This is a genomic window from Ensifer sp. GW821-FHT05G01, from assembly GCF_059419585.1.
In genome coordinates, this window is sequence record NZ_JBWKSC010000001.1 from 736,524 (window position 1) to 752,568 (window position 16,045).

The 16,045-nt window shown below is 58.7% G+C and carries 19 protein-coding genes; 15 read left to right on the forward strand and 4 right to left on the reverse strand.

The features are described 5' to 3' along the window. Positions 1-5: 5 nt before the first annotated feature. From AC07UR_RS03540 to AC07UR_RS03550, 3 genes are all read right to left on the reverse strand, one after another. Positions 6-2,096 carry a site-specific integrase gene (locus AC07UR_RS03540; protein ID WP_209787375.1) on the reverse strand — a complete coding sequence of 697 codons (2,091 nt, stop codon included), beginning with the start codon at positions 2,094-2,096 and terminating at the stop codon, positions 6-8. A 248-nt stretch (positions 2,097-2,344) separates the two neighbouring features. Then, the gene (locus AC07UR_RS03545; protein WP_494700002.1) at positions 2,345-3,550 is read right to left on the reverse strand and encodes a tyrosine-type recombinase/integrase; all 1,206 of its coding nucleotides are present in this window, start codon (positions 3,548-3,550) and stop codon (positions 2,345-2,347) included. Position 3,551: 1 nt separating this feature from the next. Further along, on the reverse strand, positions 3,552-4,112 hold the full coding sequence (locus AC07UR_RS03550; protein WP_494700001.1) for an Arc family DNA-binding protein: 561 nt from the start codon (positions 4,110-4,112) through the stop codon (positions 3,552-3,554). 110 nt (positions 4,113-4,222) lie between these two features. On the opposite strand from AC07UR_RS03550, the gene AC07UR_RS03555 reads away from it, so the two are divergent. The 6 genes from AC07UR_RS03555 (at position 4,223) to AC07UR_RS03580 (ending at position 8,177) form a co-directional block, all read left to right on the forward strand. Further along, positions 4,223-4,417 carry a DNA-binding protein gene (locus AC07UR_RS03555; RefSeq protein ID WP_494700000.1) on the forward strand — a complete coding sequence of 65 codons (195 nt, stop codon included), beginning with the start codon at positions 4,223-4,225 and terminating at the stop codon, positions 4,415-4,417. Beyond that, positions 4,414-4,665, forward strand: a complete 252-nt coding sequence (locus AC07UR_RS03560) for a hypothetical protein (RefSeq protein WP_494699999.1) — start codon at positions 4,414-4,416, stop codon at positions 4,663-4,665. Before AC07UR_RS03555 ends, AC07UR_RS03560 begins: the two co-directional genes overlap by 4 nt. A 159-nt stretch (positions 4,666-4,824) precedes the next feature. Continuing rightward, complete coding sequence (locus AC07UR_RS03565; RefSeq protein WP_494699998.1) at positions 4,825-5,586, forward strand: DUF1376 domain-containing protein; 762 nt, start codon at positions 4,825-4,827, stop codon at positions 5,584-5,586. A 2-nt stretch (positions 5,587-5,588) separates the two neighbouring features. Continuing rightward, positions 5,589-7,325, forward strand: a complete 1,737-nt coding sequence (locus AC07UR_RS03570; RefSeq protein ID WP_494699997.1) for a bifunctional DNA primase/helicase — start codon at positions 5,589-5,591, stop codon at positions 7,323-7,325. Continuing rightward, on the forward strand, positions 7,322-7,669 hold the full coding sequence (locus tag AC07UR_RS03575; protein ID WP_494699996.1) for a hypothetical protein: 348 nt from the start codon (positions 7,322-7,324) through the stop codon (positions 7,667-7,669). The genes AC07UR_RS03570 and AC07UR_RS03575 overlap by 4 nt, the downstream gene beginning before the upstream one ends. Positions 7,670-7,841: 172 nt before the next feature. After that, positions 7,842-8,177, forward strand: coding sequence for a DUF6362 family protein (locus AC07UR_RS03580; protein ID WP_494699995.1), 336 nt, complete (start codon positions 7,842-7,844; stop codon positions 8,175-8,177). Between the two features lie 149 nt (positions 8,178-8,326). On the opposite strand, the gene AC07UR_RS03585 is transcribed toward AC07UR_RS03580, so the two are convergent. Beyond that, positions 8,327-8,665 (reverse strand): hypothetical protein, encoded by a 339-nt coding sequence (locus AC07UR_RS03585; RefSeq protein ID WP_494699994.1) that lies wholly within the window; start codon positions 8,663-8,665, stop codon positions 8,327-8,329. Positions 8,666-8,777: 112 nt separating this feature from the next. Between AC07UR_RS03585 and AC07UR_RS03590 the strand changes: the two genes are divergently transcribed. The 9 genes from AC07UR_RS03590 to AC07UR_RS03630 all read left to right on the forward strand — a co-directional run bounded on the left by AC07UR_RS03590 (position 8,778) and on the right by AC07UR_RS03630 (position 15,881). Then, entirely contained in the window at positions 8,778-9,101 is a 324-nt protein-coding gene (locus AC07UR_RS03590; protein WP_494699993.1) for a hypothetical protein, read from the forward strand. Next, positions 9,091-9,651: a terminase small subunit-like protein gene (locus AC07UR_RS03595; RefSeq protein WP_494699992.1), complete on the forward strand. Its 561-nt coding sequence runs from the start codon at positions 9,091-9,093 to the stop codon at positions 9,649-9,651. The genes AC07UR_RS03590 and AC07UR_RS03595 overlap by 11 nt, the downstream gene beginning before the upstream one ends. Continuing rightward, the gene (locus AC07UR_RS03600; RefSeq protein WP_494699991.1) at positions 9,554-10,972 is read left to right on the forward strand and encodes a terminase large subunit domain-containing protein; all 1,419 of its coding nucleotides are present in this window, start codon (positions 9,554-9,556) and stop codon (positions 10,970-10,972) included. The genes AC07UR_RS03595 and AC07UR_RS03600 overlap by 98 nt, the downstream gene beginning before the upstream one ends. Then, positions 10,972-13,026, forward strand: coding sequence for a portal protein (locus tag AC07UR_RS03605; RefSeq protein ID WP_494699990.1), 2,055 nt, complete (start codon positions 10,972-10,974; stop codon positions 13,024-13,026). The genes AC07UR_RS03600 and AC07UR_RS03605 overlap by 1 nt, the downstream gene beginning before the upstream one ends. Further along, a complete protein-coding gene (locus AC07UR_RS03610; protein WP_494699989.1) occupies positions 13,023-13,262 on the forward strand; it encodes a hypothetical protein in 240 nt (79 codons plus the stop codon). Before AC07UR_RS03605 ends, AC07UR_RS03610 begins: the two co-directional genes overlap by 4 nt. 34 nt (positions 13,263-13,296) lie before the next feature. Next, positions 13,297-14,268 (forward strand): hypothetical protein, encoded by a 972-nt coding sequence (locus tag AC07UR_RS03615; RefSeq protein ID WP_494699988.1) that lies wholly within the window; start codon positions 13,297-13,299, stop codon positions 14,266-14,268. A gap of 24 nt (positions 14,269-14,292) precedes the next feature. After that, positions 14,293-15,288 (forward strand): DUF5309 domain-containing protein, encoded by a 996-nt coding sequence (locus AC07UR_RS03620; protein WP_494699987.1) that lies wholly within the window; start codon positions 14,293-14,295, stop codon positions 15,286-15,288. A gap of 72 nt (positions 15,289-15,360) precedes the next feature. Beyond that, positions 15,361-15,561 carry a hypothetical protein gene (locus AC07UR_RS03625; protein WP_494699986.1) on the forward strand — a complete coding sequence of 67 codons (201 nt, stop codon included), beginning with the start codon at positions 15,361-15,363 and terminating at the stop codon, positions 15,559-15,561. Then, entirely contained in the window at positions 15,558-15,881 is a 324-nt protein-coding gene (locus AC07UR_RS03630) for a hypothetical protein (protein ID WP_494699985.1), read from the forward strand. Before AC07UR_RS03625 ends, AC07UR_RS03630 begins: the two co-directional genes overlap by 4 nt. The last annotated feature ends 164 nt before the right edge of the window (positions 15,882-16,045 follow it).

Genomic DNA, 16,045 nt, shown 5'->3' on the forward strand with positions numbered 1-16,045 from the left:
GGGCTTCACTTCTTGCCTTCTCGCGCCCATGGCGGCGGCTGCTTGTTCTCGATCCACGGAAGAAGTCGCAGCGGCTTCGGTTCGATGGTCGACGTAATGATGGGATAGTGCTTGAGCGCGCTGCGCATCAATGGAAGGCCGGCCGGATTTGTGTATCGCGTGTTCGTTTCACTGCCTTCGCTCAATCGCCCCGAGATGTCATCGATCACTTCAGACGGGACGCCGGCCTGCTTCAGGGTGTCTGCCATGCCGTGGCGAAGGGCATGAATGGATCGCTCCCACATCTTTTCGCCGAGCGCGCTCCGCATGACAGGGGTGAAAGTGTCGTAAAAACGATCTCCCGGATCGTTCTCTGTCTTATCCGAGAACAGGTCTGGGAAGAGAGCTTCGTATCCTAGTCCTTTGATCGCCTGATAATAGTCGAGGAAGCCCAATCGGACCAATTCGTCGGGCATGGGTAGTAGTCGTTTTGATTGCGCGGTCTTCAATCGCCTAATGCCATTCGTGCGAAGGAGGATGACATATCCGTCCTCGTCTTTTGCAATGTCGTCGACCGCGAGTCCCGCGAACTCTTTGCGTCGGGGGCCCAGGTAAGTGAACAGGATCGGCAGATAGTAAAGCGAATCGTGGAAGACGTGCTTGCCCGTTTTCCTCCGTTTTCCGCGTAGATGATCCTGCGACCCCGTATAGATCGGACTTGCGAAAATCGGAGCGATGTCTTCGGGCTTCGGTTTGTATTGTTGGTGACGGATGTCGCCTGCTTTGGACTTTCGTGGGCGCAGGCCTTCAAAGGTCCAGTTTTCGATTTCGAACCCATGGCCTTTCAGATGCTTCAGGAAGTGCTGTAGGTTTCCGAAGTGCTTTCGGATCGTTCCGGCAGCAAGGCCAACCTTCGCATCGGCACCCGAGGCCTCGGCTGCTTTGCGCAGCTCATGGCCTTTGGCGCGCAGTTCCGGCGCCGACATGATCCTCATCCGGCTGCTTCGACCCCAGTCTGTCGGGATGTCGTTGAAGTGCTGACGCAGCAGGCCGATGTGGTACTGCTCGACCTGCCCGGAATGCTCCACGCCATGTTCTACAAGAACCGATTTGAACATCCGCACCAGCGCCATGGCGTCTCGCCCCGTTTCTGCGGTCCATTCTTCGCCCATGTTCGCGATGAGTTTCTCGCACTCTTGCTCGAAATCCGCGACAGCAACCATTCTCTGGCTGGGCTTTTGAATGCCGAGCGCCTCATTCTCGGTTGGCGGTGCCGTCCGTGGCGAAAGTTCGAGGTAAGCAATTTCCGGTGCTTCCGGGATGTCGGTCTCCTTCGGCGCCGGCTTGCTCACTTTGGCCAGCCTCAACGAAGAAGCGGCAGCAGGTTCAAGCTCGACGGTCTTCTTCTCGATCACGGATCTGTTTGCTCTGCCGCCACCCGTGAATTCGCTTGAAGTCCGGTCGACCAGCTCATGCCGTTCGTCGATATCCAGGAGAGCCGCAGCGCGGCCTTCGAACATTTTTGACATGGCGCGTTCGCGATTGAGCGCCGTGTCCTCAATCTCGAAGTGGTAGATCAGTCGTCTGATGCCGTCTTCAAATCCAGGGCTACGCGCCGTACTCAGCTCGCCGCGATAGTTCGCCCGGATGGCATCGACATGCGAGGCGGGGACGCCGTTCTTCAGCAGATAGGTGAGACCAGGGCAATCGCCTTCTAAGATGAGCTCCGACCGGGTCCCGAACTTTGCCAGGAGTTGGCAAGCCCATCCAACCTCGAGATCGAGCTCCATCTCGACGACATCGCCACCGCGGCCGTTGCGCTTGGCCATCGTGCTGATGTCATTGAGCCTCTCGATTTCTTCATCCCGTACGTGCTCGAACAGGATCTGGAGCTGCTTCTTGGTGGTCATCACGTCCTTCGAATTCATCTTCAGTTCGGCCAGCCGCGTATTGAGCTTCCGGCCGATCATCTGAGCCTTTCTATGGTCGGAACAATGAAGGCTGAGTGAAAGGCGAGTGCCGGGACGGCAGTGGACGAAGACGGCCGGTACGCGTGCCCGCCAATAGAAGATGTTTCCGCGGCGGATCAGATTCTCGACCTCGTGGCGTACGGCCATGACGAATGCCCTGTCTTCCCCAGGGCTCGTCCATCGCGTTGTTTCGCGTGGGCATCACCTCTGGGCACCAGCTTTGGGCATCAGGTCGCCGATGATGCCAAAACGATATCCGGCACGACTGGAAAATCAAGGAATTAAGGGCTTTTAGGGAGAATTGGCTGGGGAACCTGGATTCGAACCAGGACTAACGGAGTCAGAGTGTTCTTCGCTGCGTTGAAAACATGCGATTTTATTGCGGGATGTCGCGTCTATGTCGCGGCAGCTGCGAATAGAGCACGTTCCGCAGCGGCCATTTCGGCACCCTCGTCGAGCGCCGGGAACAGGTGGCCGTAGGTATCAAAAGTGACCTGAATGGAACTATGACCCATGCGCGTCTGGACGGCCTTGGCCGTCAACTCCAGGCCTCCGTCTGCTTTCCGGTTGATACACCAACTCGCGTACCAGTGCCGTAGGGCATGGAATCCAGAATACTTCGCCGCCAGGATCGGCTTCCCCTCCTCGTCCAATTGGTCGGTGATGATAGTGACGCCCGCAGCTATCTCGATTGGCCACAAACCACGCCTGAGCATGTTCTGATGGTTCTCGATGTTCCCGGCCGTATTTGGGAAGACGAGCCCGGCCTCGCTCTTGGGGCAAGCCAGTTTCCATTCCTTCAGTGTGTTGACTGCGATTGGGGGAAGGGGAATGGTTCGCTGCCCCGCTTCTGATTTTGGCATCCCGATATCTCCGTAGCGGTCCGCACGCTGCCTGACGTGCAAGACAGCCTTCTGCAGGTCCACGTCTTCCCACCGAAGCCCGCGCGCCTCGCTGGACCGGATGCCGGTGAAGATCATCGTCACAATTAGGGGGCGATATCGGCCCGTGGCAGCATCAAGGATTGTCCGGATCTCGGCATTAGTCGGGATGTCCACGCCGACGCGCAGTTTCGCCTTGGCGCGCTTCTCTGAAGCCTTGGTGCCGGAGCGGGCCTTCGATAGCTCATGCACCGCGTTGCGCACCACGAGGCCGCGTCCCTGAGCGTCTGCGAGGATGCTCCCGAGGCTCACGGTAATGCGTTTCACCATCGCGGCAGATCGACCCTTATCGCGCAAATCATCCTGGAAAGAGCGCACCCATGGCGCCGTGACCTTCGTCAACTTCACAGCGCCGGCCGAGGGGACTATGTGGAGATTGAGGTGCTGTCGGCGCTGATCCATCGTCGTGCGCTCCAGCCCCGTCGCATCGCCAGATTTAAGCCAGAGCTTGCCGGCCTCCTCAATAGTGATGGTGGCGCTATCCGCGACATGAACGCCTTCCCGAACCTCAACAGAGGCAGTCGCGGCGAAAGCATCCGCATCCTTCTTTTTCGCGAAGGTCTTGAGGCGGCGCTTACTCTTGGTGTCAGTATAATCGACCACCCAAGCCGACTTAGTCATACCCTTCGGAGTGGTCCATTCACGTTTGCGGACAGACATCTTATTTCAAATGCCTCGGCGGCAAGTATGACTTTTCAAGTGTATCGATAGCCTGATCTTCCATTGTCCTTTTCATAAATTCAGCGGCTTGGCTGATTTTCTCGGCCAGATCCTCAGGCAAACGAACGATTAGATGATCCTCATTCTTGTCGAGGTTGATTTCGTGGCGCTCTTTCGACAGCTCCAGCAGCTCAGCTTTCAGGCTCTCAAGGTATTGAGACTGAGCTTTCAGGTCGTTGAAGCTCTTCTGGATCTCTTCCTGGGCCTGAATGATAGCTTGCTCATCTTCCGCGATTTTCTGCAGGCGTTGTCGAAGGTCTAGGTTTGCCATCTGCTGGTTTGCCAAGGCCCCTTCTCTGGCATCCAATTGCTCCGCGAGTTGTTTTTTCTCTGCCACTAGTTGGTCCAAATTCCATCGGAGCATCTCGTATCCTTCGAGACGCTCAACGATTTCGGTATTCATGGAGCGGCCGTTCTTTTCAGCCTCTTCCTTAATTCGGTCGCGGAGGCCCTCTGGGAACCGCACCATGTACTGAGCATCACCACGTCCGGCTTTAGCCATTTTCCCCAACTCCGAAATTTTACATAGCACTGTCTTAGGTTTCGCTTGACGTCAACCCTATTACCGTATTACCCCTAATACCGTAATATCTAACGAAAGGTTACCACTTCATGTCGAATACTGAAGAAAGTGCCGGCGGGTTCGACCTTATCTGGGGAGCTGAGAACATCGCGAAGATCATCGGTCGCTCCACCAGAGCAACCTTCCATATGCTCGATAGCGGGGAGTTGCCCGCGAAGAAGGTTGGCGGGCGTTGGGTCGCTGAGCGAAACAAACTCATCGACTTTTTCATGGAGGCGGCGTGACCATGTTCAGAAATGCAAATGACCCGGCGAATGTTGGCGCATCCCCAAGCTGTGTTCCACGCGCGGAATACAGCAAGCCTATCCGTCTCGACGCTAGGACAGAACGAGAGTTGTTGCTTTGGAACACCTACGTCTCGGCGCTGACTATTGCCAACCGGACACTGAAGTTCGAGGACGGCAGGGCGGCCGCAATAGCCTTCCGGCAGTTCATGAAAGTTTTCTGCGCGCCGGAAGACGCTGCCCCATGACGACCGCCCGCTGAACGGCGTCGAAGAGCTCAATCGGATTTCCGATCAATGGGCCGGCTTTTAGATGCGCTCGGCGAGCTTCGCAAATCCTTTACCCCGAACATGGTCACCGCTGCCGCGCTCTATTGCGCTGGTCGCCTACGGATAGGACGAAACGCAATGAGTAAACCGAAGGCGAGGCGTGTTGACTTCTTCCCCGACGAGTACATCGCGGGTGTTGGCGGTGTCCTTCGCGCTGATGAACAGGGCATGTATTGGATGATTTGCACACTGATTATGTCAGAGGGCGGAGCGATCGAGCCGAACGAAAGACGTCTCGCTGCCCTTTGCCAAATCCGGCCGGCGGACGTTCGAAAGCTCATCGAAGGGCTCGTGGAAAAGGGGAAGATCGTTCGTCAAAGTGACGGCAAACTGTCCCAGAAACGTGCTCAAAGTGAGGTAGAAAAGTCCCTAAACCGCATTCAAACTGCATCCGAAAATGGATCAAACGGCGGGCGACCGGGCCGGAAAGTCGAAGAAAAACAACGAACCGATAAAGCGGACGGTTCTTTTCCTGAAAAACTAACCACCAACCAGCAACCACCAACCAGCAACCAGATAGAAAAAGAAGAACCTGACGGTTCTTCCAAAAAGCGGGGCTCTAGGCTTTCGCAGGATTGGGCACTGCCGCACGATTGGCGGGCCTATGCTGTCGGAAAGGGGCTTCAAGATCGACAGATCGCCCTGGAGGCAGAGAAGTTCAAAAACCACTGGATCTCTCAGCCTGGCCAACGCGGGGTCAAGGTCGATTGGCTTGCCACCTGGCGTAACTGGATCATCAACTCGGGCGGCAATCTCGGGAAATCATCGGTGGCACAGTCTGGCAGGCATCGCGGTCCCACTGGCGATCTGACCAACGATTTCCTGTTCGCTAGGGGCTGACCATGGTGGACGTAAGATCAGCACTAGCCGAGCACGGCATCCGTCTGCGCGATTACAAGATCGGGGGCCATAAAACGACTTGCCCGAATTGTTCGAGCAGCCGTCGCAAGAAAAACGATCCCTGCCTTTCTGTCACGATCGATCAGGACGACCGAGCCATCTGGAAGTGCCACCACTGCTCGTTCGCTGGTGCAGCGGGTGGCGAAGGTTTCCGCCCAGCCGTCGAGAGGCGCGTTTACCGCAAGCCAGCTAGGCCGGCCCGTCGGGAACAGCCTGATACGATGCTTGCGTGGTTCCTCAAGCGGGGTATCACCCCGGAGACTGTTCAAGCATTCGGCGTCCACAAGACCCGAGCCTGGTTCCCCCAAACGAACCAGGAGGAGGACTGCATCGCGTTCCCATACGAGTGGGACGGCGAACTGCGCAACGTCAAGTACCGGACCGCGAGCAAGCATTTCCGCCAGGAGAAGGACCCGGAGCCGGTTTTCTTCAACGCGGATAGCATCGGTGCCGGCGAAGAACTGATTATCTGCGAGGGCGAAATCGACGTCATGTCTTTCACGCAAGCGGGTTTCCCTCACGTGGTGTCGCTTCCAAATGGTGCGCCATCGGGCCCAGAGACGAGCGATAAGCGCTATGAGCCCTTCGGCACACATTGGGACCTGATCACGAAGGTTTCCCGCATCCTGATTGCGACGGACATGGACGAAGCGGGGGAGGCGCTTGCGCAGGAAATAGCGCGCCGCGTCGGTAGGGACCGTTGTTACCGAGTCAAGATGACAGCAGGCAGCAAGGACGGGAATGAATGCCTCGTTGCGCACGGCGAGGAAGAATTGCGCCGTTGCGTCGATCAAGCGACGCCGTGGCCAATTGACGGGCTGTATGGCGTCGAGGACTTCAGCACCGAGGTCATGGACCTTTACCACGGTCGCGGACCTCAACCGGTCTCAACCGGATGGCCGGAGATGGACAGGGCGTTCCGGTATATACCGGGGCAGTTCATCGCTCTCACTGGCGTGCCGAACCACGGAAAATCCCGATGGCTGTCTCAGGTCATCGTCCAGACAGCACGGCTCAGAGACGAGAAATGGGCCATTTTCTCGCCCGAAACCGGCCAGGCGAACCAGATCGCGGATCTCTGCGAAATCTGGGCAGGAAACCCGTTCTACGACGGACCCTCATTGCGGATGTCGCCTCAGGACGTCTCCAATGCAATGCAGTGGCTTCAGGAGCGGGTGTTCCTCCTAGGCACCATCGAGCACACGCCGTCAATCGATTGGCTATTAGAGCGGGCGCGCGCCGCCGTCATACGTCACGGCGTCAGAAACATCGTCTTCGATCCCTATAACGAGATCGAAGCTTCGCGCCCGGACAAGTTGACCGAGACCGAATTCGTTTCGCAGCTCATCTCCAAATGCAAACGGTTCGGGAAGCTGCACGACTGCACCGTCTGGATGGTCATCCATCCCACAAAGCTGAAGGCCACCGACGACGGCAAGGACCCGGTGCCGAATCTCTACGATCTGGCTGGCAGCGCTCACTGGCGCAACAAAGCCGACGCCGGCCTGGTGGTCTATCGCGACTACGCGAAGGAGGCGACCTACGTCATCGCCAAAAAGATCCGCCGGCAGCCAATGTGCGGCACGGTCGGATCGGTGAAGTTCCAATTCGTCGGCGCCGATCGGCGCTTCGAAGCAATCCCAGAAAGCTACCAGCCGCTCGGAAAGGAAGGTGCATGAACAAGTCTCTCATCGTCGTCGTTCGCGAGAGCGCGACGTACACCATCTCTCGCGACCGCGATTTCGGCGCGAAACTGGCTCATGCGGCGGAATCGTTTGACCGAACCCGCACGCCACAGACCGTAAGCGTTGGCCCCTTCGGTTCAACGGCAAAGGTTGTCGGCGGTGACTTCCCTGGGGCCACTCAGGTCTATGTCGTTCAGGAGAACGACGCCGAGCGCGTGACGTCCGATCGCGGCTCGCAAGCCGCCCTTGATGCCATGGTCAACGTCCTACGCGGCCACGGTTACCAGTGCATTCGCTCAGCCCAGAAGACTCCACGGAAAGGATCGCCTGTTGCCTAAGATCCGGAAGACACGACAGCCGAAGACTGGAAAAGCGCAGCTTCCGGAGAACATATATCGGGTGACCGTTATTCATCGTCTTCCGAAGCAGCCGCCACGCCGGCCGGCGCCACGGGTGGTCTCCAATGCGCGATTGCCTCGCACCGAAGTCGAGGAGCGTGTTCTTAGGGCCATGAATACGTTGCGAGTTTTGCCAGACAACGAACGACGCTATTTCATCGTCCGTTCGTCTTCGCCAGACTACGTGCAAGAGGCGGTGACCGCCTACAGCCCAGACAACGACTATGAGCCTCGTTTCCGCCCAACGCCCAATGACGTCTCCGATTGCCTCACGGCGCTCGCCTGGCTTCGACATTTGGAGAAGGCGGAATGGCGCATCGTCTGGTGGCGCTCTTTCGGCCTTTCCTTCGGTCTCATCGGGAAGCAGATCGGCCGGAGTGATGAGGCGGCGCGCAAGCGATACGAAAACGCGATGACCGACGTCTGGTTGGCTGCGAACAGGCCGTGAACGAAAGCAGAGGATTCCCGCAACTTTGCGGTTGGCAAACGTGGCATTATCTGCCACATATACGGGTAAGGTGCGTGATTTGCGTATCTTCGAAAGGGTGGCCGGAAAGCCACCCTTTTTGTTTGGCTAGGGGCCTAGCGCTCCAGTGTTCAGGCTGAAACATACTTTCTGAACCATTCCGGAGCGCTTTCGTTTACACTCCTGGTGCCCCACTGACCTCCCGATTGCAGTTGAACAACCATCAAGCCGTCGTCTGCGTCCATGTGAGCCGAGAGCGCGTCACGAATGGTAGTGCCGGTTCCGTTGAGATAACCCAGCCAGACGGATTCCAGTGGGGATATGCAGCCCCACTGGCGGAGGGTCTTCAGGAGAGTGTCGTAGTTTCGTACTTTCCTCAGGTCGTAGCTGATCACGTATGGCGCAGCCATTGCTTTCTCCGTTTCTAGTTGCATGAGCACGAAACGATGAACGACCTTGAGTCGCAACATCCATTTTAGAAATCCCAGCAATTCACAAGCAAAAGTCGGCGAAGGCTATCTCCCAGATCGAATGGTTCGGATAGGCGGCTGCGGCCGTCGCTTTCAACATGAGGAAATGACAATGGCAATTAAGCTCGACAACCACCTGATCGAATACAAGGTTCGCCCCGTCACTCGGTACGTGGTCACCCGCTTCGAAGGTTACGACCTCGCCAACGGTGGGAACTGTGCCGGCTCCGACGGCAAGGGGGAGTTCGATAGTTTCGATACGGCCTATCAGGTCGGCTACACCCTGTGCCGCGACGAACACCAGCGCTTGGGCTGGCCGCTCGATGACGACCGCATCAAATACCCAGAGCCGCCCACCCCGCCCAACGACGCTGTGCAGGTCGAACCGCATTTGGTCCCGCCTCGGATGGCAAGGGCGGCAGACAATGGCCGCTAAGGCAGGAGGGAAGCCGAAAAAGCAGCCGGCCAAGGCACGCAAGCCCCGCACATCACAGTGGGGTCAGTCAACCCGAGATCGCATCCTCGAAAAGCTTTCCATCGGCAAGAGCCTTCGCGAAATCTGCGCGGTCAAAGGCATGCCTTCGGAAGGGTTGGTTAGAAAGTGGATTAGTCAGGACGAGGACTTCGGTACGCAGTTCGCACGCGCGCGCGAAGCCGGGATGGAAGCGCTCGCCGACGAGATCCTGCAGATCGCCGACAGCCAGGAAGGCGACATCATCAAGACGGACGACGGTCGCGAGATCGTCAACCACGACGCCATTCAGAGGGCGAAGCTGCGGGTCGATACTCGCAAATGGATCATGAGCAAGATCGCTCCAAAGAAATACGGTGATCGGCTTGACCTCAACCATTCGGGCAGCATCGACAATCTCACCGATGACGCCCTCGATGCTCGCCTCTCTAAGCTCCTCGGAAAAACGGGAGCTGCTGCAGTTGCTGGAGGAGAAGGCGAGGCGGAAACGTCAGAACCGGCTGGCGACGTATAAGCCGTATGCCAAGCAGGTCGAATTTCACAAGGCGGGCGCGGCCTATCGCGAACGTCTGTTCATGGCAGGTAACCAGCTGGGCAAGACGCTATCTGGTGCTGCCGAAGCGGCGATGCATCTCACCGGGCAATATCCAGACTGGTGGCCAGGTCGGCGATGGGAGCGGCCGATCACGGCGCTGGCAGGTTCTGAATCGTACGAGCTGACCCGCGACGGCGTGCAACGCCTTCTGATCGGTCCGCCGCTCAATGACGAGGATTGGGGTACTGGCTATATTCCGAGGACCGCCATTCTGGACACAACGCGCCGCGCTGGCGTGTCTGGCACCCTTGATAGCGTCACGGTTCGGCATGTGTCGGGTGGAGCGTCGACGCTCTTGCTCAAAGGCTATGACCAGGGGCGCAGTAAGTGGCAGGCAAACACGGTTGACTATGTGTGGTTCGACGAAGAGCCACCAGAGGACGTTTATCTAGAGGGTATCACCCGCACTAATGCGACCGGCGGCTCTGTTGCTGTCACGTTTACGCCTCTGAAGGGAATGAGCACGGTCGTTGCGAGGTTCATCATGCCAGGTGACGACGAGGGCGCCAAATATCGCACCGTCATCACCATGACGATCGACGACGCGGAACACTACAGCCCAGAGGAACGGGCACGTATCATTGCCAGTTATCCAGCGCACGAGCGCGAGGCCCGCACGAAAGGTGTGCCGTCGCTCGGCTCCGGCCGCATCTTCCCGATTGCGGAAGAGAGCATCGTTGTCGATCCTTTCGAGATCCCGAAACATTGGGTGCAAATCGGTGGCCTCGATTTCGGGTGGGATCACCCATTCGGTGCTGTCTGCCTGGCTTGGGACCGGGACGCCGACGTCATCTATCTGACGAAGGAATATCGCGAGCGCGAAGCAACGCCGCTCATTCACTCCGGGGCATTGAAGCCCTGGGGCGCATGGATGCCGTGGGCTTGGCCTCACGATGGTTTGCAGCATGACAAGGGCAGCGGTGAGCAGCTTGCGGCACAATATCGGGGGCAGGGCCTCATGATGCTGCCAGAACGCGCCACGTTTGACGACGGCACCAACGGCGTCGAGGCCGGTCTGTCAGACATGCTGCAGCGGATGCAAACCGGGCGCTGGAAGGTGTTTCGGACTTGCCCGCTCTGGCTGGAAGAGTTCCGTCTCTACCACCGCAAGGACGGCAAGGTCGTGAAAGAGCGCGACGACGTGATTTCGGCGTCTCGGTACGCACTGATGATGAAGCGGTTTGCCAAGGTCAAGGCTGATGCAACCGCCTGGAAGTTCCAAGATCGGAAGGTTGTCTAATGCCGGCATTGTCGACGCAGCAGCTTGCTGTCCAGGTCTCACAGCTGGTCAAAGACTGCGAGAGCTTCCGCGACCAGCTGTCGAAAGACCGTATGACGGCGATGGAGTATTACGATGGCACAATGAAAGACGTGCCGGCCGACGCCAACCGATCGAAGGTGGTTTCGCGTGACGTCCGCTCGTCAATCAAGAAGGTTCTGCCGTCCCTCATCCGCACGATCCTCGGCAATGACAAGGTCGTTGAGTATGAGCCCGTCAACCAGGGCGACGAAGCCAGCGCCGAGCAGGCAACCGACTACATCAACTACATCGTCTTCCCCGAGAGCGATGGATACGACGCGGTCCAGGATGCTGCCCACGACGCGCTGAAGCTGCGCAATGGCGTCATTCGCTGGTGGTACGAGAAGAAGCGCAGCGTTGCCGTTTCGAGCCACACCGGCCTTGATGAGGCGTCGATGGTCCAGCTCGTGGCCGGTGACGATGTGGAGGTGCTGGAGCAAGCTCAGTCGCTCGCAACCATCGACACGCCGCAGGGACCGGCACAGGTGCCCGTCTTCGACCTGAAAATCAGGCGCACAATCGAGAAGGGATGCACTCGACTTGCGGCGGTGCCGTTGGAAGAGTTCCTAATCCACCCGGACGCGATGTCGATCGAGGACAGCCTCTGCACCGGCATCAACATGCGGATGCGTCGTTCCGACCTCGTTGCCATGGGCTACGATAGGGCCAAGATCGAGAGCCTGGCCGAAGCGACCAGCGACGACGACAAGGAAGCGGAAGAGTTCACCCGCCGTCGTGATGTCGTCGACAGCAAGGACCAGATCGACAAGGCCTCTCAGGAGGTCGAATACTACGAGGTGTATGTCCGCATCGACGCCGACGACGACGGCATTGCCGAGTTGCGCCGCATCGTGTTCGCGGGTGGTCTCGCCGAGAAAAACCTCCTCGAAAATGAGGAGTGGGACGAGGCGCCTTTCGCCGACCTCATCACCGAGCGCCGTCCGCATCAGCGCGAGGGCAATTCGATCACCGACGATATGGCGGAAATTCAGCGCATCAAGACGGTGCTGCTGCGCCAGACGCTGGATAACCTGTACTGGCAGAACAACCTGCAGCCGATTGTCCAGGAAGGCACGATCGAGAACCCGGAATCGGTGCTGAACCCGAAATTCGGCCAGCCCATCCGCGTCAGCCAGGGCACGGCCGTGGGGAACGCGATCGGTTACAACACGGTGCCGGTGGTCGCCGACAAGTCGTTCAACATGCTTGGCTATCTCGATCAGGAGGCGACCGACCGCACCGGCATTTCCGACGCCTCGAGCGGTATGGCGCCGGATGCATTGCAAAACATGACCGCCAAGGCCTCGTCGATGATCGAGGCTGCCGGCATCGGCCAGACTGAATTGATGGTCCGTACCTTTGCGCAAGGTTTGAAGCGGGTGTTCCAGGGGCTGTTGCGCCTCACGATCAAACACCAGGACAAGCCGCGAGCGGTCCGGCTGCGCGGTGAGTGGGTGACGTTCGACCCGCGCCACTGGAATGCCGACATGGACGCCACCGTGAACACCGGCCTCGGCGCCGGTACGCGTGAGCGCGACATGATGATGGTGCAGATGATCCAGCAGCTACAGGAGAAGCTGCTCGCGTCGCTCGGCCCCGACAATCCATATGTGTCGCCCGACAACCTCTATAACGGCATCGCCAAGATGGTTGAGGCGGCCGGCTTGAAGTCGCCGGATCTGTATTTCACGAAGCCATCGCCTGAAGAGGTCCAAAAGCGCATGCAGGCGCAGGCCAACCAGCCGAACCCCGATGTGCAGAAAGCCCAGATGCAGGCTCAGGCGGATATGGAGAAAGCCAAGCTCGACGCCGAGCTCGAACGGGAGAAGCTTGCGGCGCAAACGCAGGTCGACCTGAAAAAGATCGAAACCGAAGCCGAGTTGAAGCGGTACCAGATCGACCAGGAAATCACGCTGAAGCGGCAGCAGAACGCCGCGCAGCTTCTGACAAGCCAGAGTGTCACAGCGACGCAAATCGGAGGCATGCCAGGATGAAGCCCGCAGAGAAGCAGGCCGCCGCGCGTGCCATGCTCGACAATCCGCTCTTTCACCTCGTCATGGATGATCTGGAAGCCGCAGCGATCAACGGGTGCATCAACGCACCGGTCACCGACGACGAGACCCGCGGCGCCTATGCGGCCGAAGCGCGGGCCATCAGGAAATTCCGCAGCAAGCTCAAGTTTCTCGCCGAGGAACAAGCCAATGCTGACGGGAAGGACGCCCCGGCATAGGGCCCGGGCCAAACCTTAGAAGGCAACCACGCACATGACAGACGCAGCCACCAACTCCCCGTTCGTCGGGGAGAGTGATAGCGGTCGCCCCGCACTCACCATCGACGACGCCGCGAATCTCGACTTTGCCGAGCCCGAAGAGGCCAACGCGCAGGAAGAGGAAGACGGGCAGTCGACGAATGCGACGGATGAGACCATCGAGGATGGTCAAGAGACCGACGACACCGCAGACAATGCCGAAGGCGACGAGCTGACCGATGCCGAGAATGGCGAGGCAGCCAACGAAGCCGACAGCCAGATCATCACCCTGAAGGGTGGCGAACAGGTGCCATTGTCCGAGCTCAAGCTCGGGTACATGCGGGATCGTGACTACCGCCATAAAACTCAGGAAACCGGCAACAAACGCCGCGCTCTTGAGGGCATGACAACCCGCGTGACCAACACGGTCAAGGGTATCGCTTCCTATCTGGCGGAACGTTTGCCGCCTGAGCCGCCGCGCACTTTGGCGTTTCAGAACCCCGTCGAATATACGCGCCAGAAGGCGATGTACGATGAGGGATTGGCAAACATCAACCAGATCATCGAACTTGCGAACGACTCCACCTCGGTTGCCGGCGAGCTGACATCGTCGATGAGCGAGGAGACGCTTCAAGCCGAGAGCGAGAGGCTGGCCCAAGTGTTCCCGCAGACGTTGAAGGAAGATGGCCGCAAGGCTTTCTTCGATCAGGCGTTCACGGCGGCGCGTGAGCTTGGTTTCTCGGATCAGGAGCTGCAGGGCGTTTCGGATCATCGGCTGTTCGGCCTGGCCTACTATGCCCAGATCGGGATGAAGGCCGAGCAGGCCCGCACCAAGGCGCTAACGAAGGTCACGGCGGCACCACCTGCCACGCCGAACCCTCGACCGAATGGCGGCGCCAACCAGCAAGTTCGGAAGAACAAGGATGCGATGCAGCGGTTGTCGAAAACCGGGTCGATCAAGGACGCAATGTCGATCGACTTCGACTAACCCCTCAATCGAAGGAATATGGACATGGCCGCACTGGCTAACACGTTCACGACCAACCAGGCCGTGGGCAACCGCGAAGAACTGTCCGACGTGGTGTCGCGCATCACGCCGGAAGATACCCCGATCTATTCTCTGATCGAGAAGGGCACGACCAAGTCGGTGCATCCTGAGTGGGAAACCGACGAACTCGCCGCGCCGGTCGCGAACATCAAGGCTGAAGGCGACGAATATAGCTTCGGCGCAATCATCCCGCCGGAGCGTCTGGGCAACTACACCCAGATCATGCGCAAGGACTGGATCATCTCCGGCACGCAGGAAGTCGTTTCCGAAGCCGGCAACGTCCAGAAGCGCAAGTACCAGAAGCTGAAGAAGGGCGTCGAACTCCGCAAGGATGTCGAATTCGCCATCGTTGACACAAACGCCTCTGTTGGCGGTGCGACGCGCGAAGCCGGTTCGCTGCCGACCTGGATCGAAACGAACGTCTCCCGCGGTGCCGGCGGCGCCAACGGCGGCTTCGATACCCCGACCGGTCTCACGGTCGCGCCGACCAACGGCACACAGCGTGCGTTCACCAAGGCCATCCTGGACAGTGTCATGCAGCAGGGCTTCCAGAACGGGGCGAACTTCCGTCACGTCTCCGCATCGCCCTACGTGAAGAGCGTGTTCGTCACCTTCATGTCGGACAGCAACGTGGCACCGTTCCGCTATGCCGTCTCCAAGGGCGGTGAGCGCAACACTATCGTTGCCACGGCCGACTATTACGAAGGTCCGTTCGGCACGGTGATGATCCACCCGAACCGCGTCCAGGCCGGCAGTGCTGGCCTTGCTCGCAATGCCTTCTTCCTGGATCCGGACATGGCAGAGTTCCTCTGGCTCCGCAAAATCCAGGAAGACAAGGAAGTCGCCAAGACCGGCGACGCCGACAAGGGTGTTCTTATCGGTGAGGGCACCCTCAAGGTGAAGAACGAAAAGGGTCTCGGGGTGGCCGCTGACCTCTTCGGCCTGTCCGCCGCGAGCTGATCGCGTCGGTTTCATCATCATCTGTGAAAGGGCGGGCTTCGGCTCGCCTTTTCCGTTTCAGGAGAAATGGAAATGACCGATCCAATCAAGCCGGCCGATGGCGCCAAGGAAAAGAAGCTTGTTCCCGTCAAGCTGTTGCGCGATGTCTGGGACGAGGAAGGCACCCGCCTGCCGAAGGGCGACGAGCTCGACCTTCCCCTCGATTTTGCCAAACAGCTCATCGAGGAAGGCAAGGCGAAGCGCAATGATCCGCTTCCGGGCGATTCCAAATGATCATTCGTGACGGGGGCTGGACGCTCTACGAACACGATATGATGACGGGCCGCACGGTCTGGCATTATTTCGACGGGGAGAAAGACGTGTTTCGCGTCGACTACCCCGTCGACAATCTCATCAGCGAAAACCAGGACGTCCGCAACAGCGCCGAAAAGGCATGGCGCGGAGACTGGCACCGGGTCGCCTCGATCCCGCTGAATATCGCCCACGATTCCGGAATTGTTCAGGCCCACTCCGAGGGTGACGACAAGTTCGTGAAGCGCTTCCTCAACAACTCCGACAATCGCGCCTGGCGGACCAAGGAAGGCCATTTATGAGCGTCGAGTATGATCGCATCAGATCGCAGGTGAAGGCCATCGAGGCGACCCGGCCCAGTGCCGAGGACGCCCCGGAGGTTCACCGAGAAGCAAATGAGCGAATTACCCGCCTCATCGATCATTCCCGCATGTTCACAGCTGCCGATCGCGCGCGGAAGGTTCCG

Bases quoted from the DNA above. Each gene is read 5' to 3' on its own strand.
- AC07UR_RS03625 (WP_494699986.1), top strand. From the start codon at position 15,361: ATGACCGATCCAATCAAGCCGGCCGATGGCGCCAAGGAAAAGAAGCTT.
- AC07UR_RS03615 (WP_494699988.1), top strand. From the start codon at position 13,297: ATGACAGACGCAGCCACCAACTCCCCGTTCGTCGGGGAGAGTGATAGC.
- AC07UR_RS03605 (WP_494699990.1), top strand. From the start codon at position 10,972: ATGCCGGCATTGTCGACGCAGCAGCTTGCTGTCCAGGTCTCACAGCTG.
- AC07UR_RS03545 (WP_494700002.1), bottom strand. From the start codon at position 3,550: ATGTCTGTCCGCAAACGTGAATGGACCACTCCGAAGGGTATGACTAAG.
- AC07UR_RS03600 (WP_494699991.1), top strand. From the start codon at position 9,554: ATGCTCGCCTCTCTAAGCTCCTCGGAAAAACGGGAGCTGCTGCAGTTG.
- AC07UR_RS03550 (WP_494700001.1), bottom strand. From the start codon at position 4,112: ATGGCTAAAGCCGGACGTGGTGATGCTCAGTACATGGTGCGGTTCCCA.
- AC07UR_RS03590 (WP_494699993.1), top strand. From the start codon at position 8,778: ATGGCAATTAAGCTCGACAACCACCTGATCGAATACAAGGTTCGCCCC.
- AC07UR_RS03555 (WP_494700000.1), top strand. From the start codon at position 4,223: ATGTCGAATACTGAAGAAAGTGCCGGCGGGTTCGACCTTATCTGGGGA.
- AC07UR_RS03610 (WP_494699989.1), top strand. From the start codon at position 13,023: ATGAAGCCCGCAGAGAAGCAGGCCGCCGCGCGTGCCATGCTCGACAAT.
- AC07UR_RS03620 (WP_494699987.1), top strand. From the start codon at position 14,293: ATGGCCGCACTGGCTAACACGTTCACGACCAACCAGGCCGTGGGCAAC.
- AC07UR_RS03575 (WP_494699996.1), top strand. From the start codon at position 7,322: ATGAACAAGTCTCTCATCGTCGTCGTTCGCGAGAGCGCGACGTACACC.
- AC07UR_RS03630 (WP_494699985.1), top strand. From the start codon at position 15,558: ATGATCATTCGTGACGGGGGCTGGACGCTCTACGAACACGATATGATG.
- AC07UR_RS03580 (WP_494699995.1), top strand. From the start codon at position 7,842: ATGAATACGTTGCGAGTTTTGCCAGACAACGAACGACGCTATTTCATC.
- AC07UR_RS03585 (WP_494699994.1), bottom strand. From the start codon at position 8,665: ATGTTGCGACTCAAGGTCGTTCATCGTTTCGTGCTCATGCAACTAGAA.
- AC07UR_RS03565 (WP_494699998.1), top strand. From the start codon at position 4,825: ATGAGTAAACCGAAGGCGAGGCGTGTTGACTTCTTCCCCGACGAGTAC.
- AC07UR_RS03595 (WP_494699992.1), top strand. From the start codon at position 9,091: ATGGCCGCTAAGGCAGGAGGGAAGCCGAAAAAGCAGCCGGCCAAGGCA.
- AC07UR_RS03570 (WP_494699997.1), top strand. From the start codon at position 5,589: ATGGTGGACGTAAGATCAGCACTAGCCGAGCACGGCATCCGTCTGCGC.
- AC07UR_RS03540 (WP_209787375.1), bottom strand. From the start codon at position 2,096: ATGGCCGTACGCCACGAGGTCGAGAATCTGATCCGCCGCGGAAACATC.